Source organism: Pseudomonas sp. EA_65y_Pfl2_P78, assembly GCF_963970495.1.
GTDB lineage: Bacteria > Pseudomonadota > Gammaproteobacteria > Pseudomonadales > Pseudomonadaceae > Aquipseudomonas > Aquipseudomonas baetica_A.
The window spans coordinates 1-5,184 of the sequence record NZ_CAXAON010000068.1; the positions used below are offsets into that span (position 1 = coordinate 1).

General features: G+C 56.5%; 6 protein-coding genes and 1 pseudogene. 5 read left to right on the forward strand and 2 right to left on the reverse strand.

What is annotated here, in order from left to right; genetic code table 11:
• The 5 genes and pseudogenes from AACY02_RS25705 to AACY02_RS25725 all read left to right on the forward strand — a co-directional run.
• A pseudogene (locus tag AACY02_RS25705) lies at window positions 1–1,180 on the forward strand (toxin VasX); the annotation flags it as partial.
• The gene (locus AACY02_RS25710; RefSeq protein WP_339434333.1) at window positions 1,177–2,118 is read left to right on the forward strand and encodes a DUF6708 domain-containing protein; all 942 of its coding nucleotides are present in this window, start codon (window positions 1,177–1,179) and stop codon (window positions 2,116–2,118) included. The pseudogene AACY02_RS25705 and the gene AACY02_RS25710, both read left to right, overlap by 4 nt.
• Window positions 2,115–2,540, forward strand: a complete 426-nt coding sequence (locus tag AACY02_RS25715; RefSeq protein ID WP_339434334.1) for a hypothetical protein — start codon at window positions 2,115–2,117, stop codon at window positions 2,538–2,540. Before AACY02_RS25710 ends, AACY02_RS25715 begins: the two co-directional genes overlap by 4 nt.
• On the forward strand, window positions 2,537–3,466 hold the full coding sequence (locus tag AACY02_RS25720) for a hypothetical protein (RefSeq protein ID WP_339434335.1): 930 nt from the start codon (window positions 2,537–2,539) through the stop codon (window positions 3,464–3,466). Before AACY02_RS25715 ends, AACY02_RS25720 begins: the two co-directional genes overlap by 4 nt.
• Before the next feature lie 92 nt (window positions 3,467–3,558).
• Window positions 3,559–3,723 (forward strand): hypothetical protein, encoded by a 165-nt coding sequence (locus AACY02_RS25725; protein ID WP_339434336.1) that lies wholly within the window; start codon window positions 3,559–3,561, stop codon window positions 3,721–3,723.
• Here the strand turns inward: AACY02_RS25725 and AACY02_RS26160 are convergent.
• Both AACY02_RS26160 and AACY02_RS26165 read right to left on the reverse strand, forming a co-directional pair.
• Window positions 3,692–3,865: a hypothetical protein gene (locus AACY02_RS26160; protein ID WP_445262009.1), complete on the reverse strand. Its 174-nt coding sequence runs from the start codon at window positions 3,863–3,865 to the stop codon at window positions 3,692–3,694. The two genes, AACY02_RS25725 and AACY02_RS26160, sit on opposite strands and share 32 nt — an antisense overlap.
• 101 nt (window positions 3,866–3,966) lie before the next feature.
• Window positions 3,967–4,236, reverse strand: coding sequence for a hypothetical protein (locus AACY02_RS26165; protein ID WP_445262010.1), 270 nt, complete (start codon window positions 4,234–4,236; stop codon window positions 3,967–3,969).
• Window positions 4,237–5,184: the final 948 nt, after the last annotated feature.

Below are 5,184 nucleotides of genomic sequence, written 5' to 3' on the forward strand. Positions count from 1 at the left end.
TTTGAGCGAGGCCGGGGTGCTGGAGGGAATGGATGCCCGGCGAGTGAATGACACGGTGTCGGCGAGTTTGTATGGGGCGGCGGCGTTGGTGGCGGTGGTGGATAGTCAGGTGCGGATGGGGTTGGGGAAGGATCGGTTTTACTTCTTTGGTTCTGCTGCGCCCGCGCTTACGTTGTTTGGTGGGGTGATTGGTGGGTTGTCATTTGTTGCAGCGGGGGCAGAGTTCAAGTCTTTGCAAGTACAGATCGAGAGCGCCCAAAACCGAGTCGATCCTTGGCTGAAAATGCGCCAAATCGCGGTCGGGGGGCAGGTAGCGGCCTTCGGTGCCCAAGCGATGCTAGGGTTTGGCTATACCGCCCGCGCCTTGACCGGTTCAATAACCGCGGAAGTCGCCATCTTGCGCTACACGCTCTACATGGGGCCGTTGAACTGGATCATTGCCGCCTTGGGCGCGGTATACCTGACAGCGTGGTTTTTCGAAAAGACACCGTTGCAAAATTTCCTGAACAACTGCTGTTGGTCTAAGGCTCGAGCTAACAATTTGGAGCCTATTGCGCCCAAAGCCCAGCAGGACGAACTCGACCGTTTGTATCTCATCCTCTATACGCCTCGGGTCACCATGCAAAGCAGTTCTAATCAGGCGCCTGATAATGGTCGTTCCGGTCTGGCGTTCGTCAGCGCTATTGATTCACTAACCATCGACTTGCCGGGCGCCGAGCCAAACAGTGTCTACCTGGAGCTGAGCATGGTCGGTGACCCGGTGGATACCCTCGAAAACCGGTACCTGATCAAAAACAGTCCGACCGACTATTTCAGGCCACCCCGTCCATGGCGTGACATGACGCCCTTCTGGTTGTCCGACAGTAGTTGCCAGTGGATACCGTTCGAGGAGGGGCAGGGCCTGCGTATAAGCGGTCCTTTCAAAGAGGTGAAAGATTTGCTGAACACACCACCCAGCACGTTGTCGCTAAGGTTGCGTTATCGCACCCCACTGATCGCGATACTCGGCGCTCGAAGTTTTATCGGCGGGGAGCGTGGTTTGGCATTTACCTTGAATAACTCCACGGGTGTCGTAGCGCTGCGAGCCGACCCAACACCTGAACTTGATCGAGTGCCGAATTATCCGCTCGGTGAGGATCATCCCGGCGCCATTTACCTGCAACCCAAGGACAAGCGATGAGTACGCCACCGGCAGGCACAACGGAAAAAAGGATGTTCTCCCGTAATGACTATCTCGCGCCATTACCTATTCCCACCGGTAGAAAACCTTCTGACGTGCTCAACATCATCTGGCGCAAGAACGAGGTGTTTCTCGATATTGGTAATTACAGCATCGGATCTGCGGTGATGGTGCTTTGGCCTGGAGTGATGTTGTTTTTAGCTATGGCTTATGGGTTTAGGAACATTGCGCCAGACCTAAGTGCTTTTGCACTCATCGGTGGAGGAATAATCACGGGTGTTCCAGCACTGTTTCTGATCCAAGGCCTCTTCCGAGAAGTCCCCTTACCCATACGCTTCAATCGCCAACGCCGCGAAGTCTGCGTCTCCCGCGACAACGGCGAGTACTGGGTTGTCCCCTGGGAAACCGTGACGGCGGCCGCCACCCAGCAATCGTCGGTCAGTCAGGCCGGCAAAGCCACGATGGGTCTACTGGTCATCGGTTTCGAAAACCCCGACCCGCACGCATCGGAAGACAACAAACACTTTTCACTAGGCTTCAACTGTGGCGGTGGCACCACGGCAATGGCGTTGTGGGAATGCATGCGCAGTTATATGGAGATCGGGCCAGAGGCGGCACCGGATGCCGCAGCGCTTAATTCAGGGGCAAACCTGCGTTACTACATCGATTACATGAAGGATAAAGCCAAAGAACGTGGCTGGTTTTTGACCCTGTTGTGGGAAGGTGTCTTTGGCGTATTCATCTTCAATGCTCCTCTCGCCACCTACCTGCAAAGGAAGAAGCTTTACCCGCCACCCGATCTGCGTTATCCCGACATCATCGAATGGTCAAAACCAATCCCGCCGGAACAATGGGCCAAACGCTCTCCAGAGCTGGAAGCAGCCATCGCCAAACGCGAGGCTGAACTGGCCGCGCAGGCTCAAAGCGAGTTGGCTTGAGGTCGGATGCTCAGGTCTATCGGCATCTGATCAAGAACAGCCCGACCAATAGCTACAAGGTACCGAGGCCGTGGCGTGACATGACGCCCTTCTGGTTGTCCGGCAGCAGTTGCCAGTGGATACCGATCGAGGAAGGTCAGGGTCTGCGTATAAGCGGCCCTTTCAAAGAGGTGGAAGACATACTGCGCACACCACCAAGCACGTTGTCGCTAAGGTTGCGTTATCGCACGCCATTGACCGGGATACTCGGCGCACGGAGTTTTATCGGCGGGGAGCGTGGTTTGGCATTTACCTTGAATAACTCCACGGGCGTCATTGCGCTACGAGCCGACCCAACACCTGAACTTGATCGTGTACCGAATTACCCGCTCGGTGAGGATCACCCCGGCGCCATTTACCTGCAACCCAAGGACAAGCGATGAGTACGCCACCGGCAGGCACAACGGAAAAAAGGATGTTTTCGCGAAATGACTATCTCGCGCCATTACCTATTCCCACCGGTAGAAAACCTTCTGATGTGCTCAACATCATCTGGCGCAAGAACGAAGTGTTTCTCGATATCGGTAATTACAGCATCGGCTCGGCAGTGATGGTGATGTGGCCCGGAGTGATGTTGTTTTTGGGGCTGGCATACGTTTTCGATGACCCTGACGCGTTGATATTGGGAGCTTGTATCATGGCTCTCCCTATTTTTTGGTTGATTCAGGGTCTGTTCCGCGAAGTTCCTTTACCCATACGCTTCAACCGCCAACGCCGCGAAGTCTGCGTCCCCCGCAATAACGGCGAGTACTGGATTGTCCCCTGGGAAACAGTGACAGCCGCCGCCACCCAGCATTCATCAGTCAGTCAGGCCGGCAAAGCCACAATGGGTCTACTGGTCATCGGTTTCGAAAACCCCGACCCGCACGCTACGGAAGACAACAAGCATTTTTCGCTGGGCTTCAACTGTGGCGGCGGCACCACGGCGATGGCTCTGTGGGAATGCATGCGCAGTTATATGGAGGTCGGGCCAGAGGCTGTCGAGGATCAAACCGCCCGTTTCGACAGGTCAAAAGGAATCTGGGCGACTTATCTGGATGATCTGATCAAAGCAGCGAAGTTGAGAGGCTGGTTCGTAACCGTTCTCTGGGAGGGGTTCTGCGGAATGTTCATTTTCAACACGCTGCTGATCGATGTGCTTGAGCGTTGGAAGTTGAACCCGCCACCCGATTTGCCCTATCCCGACATCATCGAATGGTCAAAACCACTCCCGCCGGAACAATGGGCCAAACGCTCTCCAGAGCTGGAAGCAGCCATCGCCAAACGCGAGGCTGAACTGGCCGCGCAGGCTCAAAGCGAGTTGGCTTGAGGTCGGATGCTCAGGGCTATCGTGATCTGGTCGAAAACTGCAGGCGCGGATCCCGTCGCCCATGGCGGTTACCGACAGCCGCAGGCCAAACCATGCAATGCGCCCGTATCGCAGCCATTGTCGGCCCGGTGCGGGCGTTTATTCCGGCCGATCTGTACTACGAAGCGGAGCAGGTCGTCCGTGAATACCGCGCGGAAAAACACGCCAACCTCAACAATCATGCGTTCAGCGCCACAGACCTTTGCAGTCATCGATGATCCGTGGGGCGTGCTGTTCGACCTCGCTGCGTTGATCCGTGCGCGCAAAACCGCGTTCGACAGCTATCAGGAGCATCACGCCGAAGAATGGGCGATAGCCGGAGTTCTCAAGTCCCTGAGCGAAAGCGACCCTCAGTTGCATGCGCAACTGCCGTCCATTACTCGCTACGACGAACTCCAGCGGACATGGAAGGATCAAGAGGCGCAGAACGAGCGATATACCGCTGACGTTCGACGTCTGGTTCAACTCTGGGTGGCATGGTTCAACACCCTGCAAGCGGCCGGCCCGTCGAGCATGGACACGGCTTGCGGCCACTTCGACATTGCCCAGGCAATTGCCCGTGAAGCCCTGGAGCTGCATTTCGCCGAAGCCTGCCACGGGCCGGCCAGTACCAGCATTGGCGCTACGGCCATCACCCTCAATCTGGAAGGGGACAAGGCCGGCAAGCCATGGCTGCTTTGGGCGTTACTCGGGCTACCGTCGCGGCTGAGCATTGGCGAAATCAAGTACATGGTGGATTTCAGCGATCTGACGCGCGACAACAAAGCGGCTGTTCTAGAAAGCACCGACAAACTGGCCAGAGCCTTTGCCCATGCCGAAGGGCTGAACAAAGCCGCCGACAAACTCAAGCAACACAACCCGGCGGCCAGTCTTGAAGCATTGTTTTTATCCATCGCGCCCGTCGCCGCGCTGCAACTGCATCAGGCCGACAATGCCACGAGCAATGCCGGGCGCCTGTACATGGCGGCTGCATTGGCCCGCAGCGAGCAGCGCATTCAGACGTTGGCTGTTACGTCGCGTCAATTGGGTGAGTGGTACAGCGACTTGATGGGCACTCGGCAGACACCGCCCGCGCATTTGAATGTTGCTTCGCTTGCCAGCGGCGTGGCGGCGGGGATTCCTTTCATGCATCTGGTGCCGGCCAGTACCAAGTTGGCGCCGTTGCCGGTGAATTTGGCGGCTGGGGTTGAGTTGAGTGGTGTGTTTGATTTGAAGGGGGCGTTGAGTAAGGCGCCGGTGAAGGTTTTGGTGACGTTGGTGGCTGGGGGGAATTTGGTTTGGACGGGAAGTACGTTTCTCGACAAAAAAACGGCCAAAAATGGCCTTGTCGCTGTTGGAGCGGGATTCGGCGTTGCTGCAGCGGTAGCTGCAGTCGCTCAAAGAGTGGCGGAGGTTGATTGGGCTTCCGCGGTGCAGCTGAGTGGGAGAACTTCAGTACCCGCAAGGCTAGTTCTTGTTAGAGCGTTGGGTGTTGCAGCGGCAGTTGCAGGACTCACCTACAGCGTTGCCAAACGCCGTTCCCGAAACCTGTGGCCAAAAGTGGTCACTGAGCGCCCCCGGTGTCAGGATAGTTGTCGCCTCTCCGGTTTTTCCAAAAAAAGCATATCGGGGGCGGAAAGAGACTGGTCGTGCCGTACTATTCACCTGAACGCAGAGCCGCATTACTTAAGATGCTGCTT

Excerpts from the sequence above, each read along its gene's own strand:
- AACY02_RS26160 (WP_445262009.1), bottom strand. The coding sequence starts at position 3,865 with ATGCAACTGAGGGTCGCTTTCGCTCAGGGACTTGAGAACTCCGGCTAT.
- AACY02_RS25710 (WP_339434333.1), top strand. The coding sequence starts at position 1,177 with ATGAGTACGCCACCGGCAGGCACAACGGAAAAAAGGATGTTCTCCCGT.
- AACY02_RS25725 (WP_339434336.1), top strand. The coding sequence starts at position 3,559 with ATGCAATGCGCCCGTATCGCAGCCATTGTCGGCCCGGTGCGGGCGTTT.
- AACY02_RS25720 (WP_339434335.1), top strand. The coding sequence starts at position 2,537 with ATGAGTACGCCACCGGCAGGCACAACGGAAAAAAGGATGTTTTCGCGA.
- AACY02_RS26165 (WP_445262010.1), bottom strand. The coding sequence starts at position 4,236 with ATGTACTTGATTTCGCCAATGCTCAGCCGCGACGGTAGCCCGAGTAAC.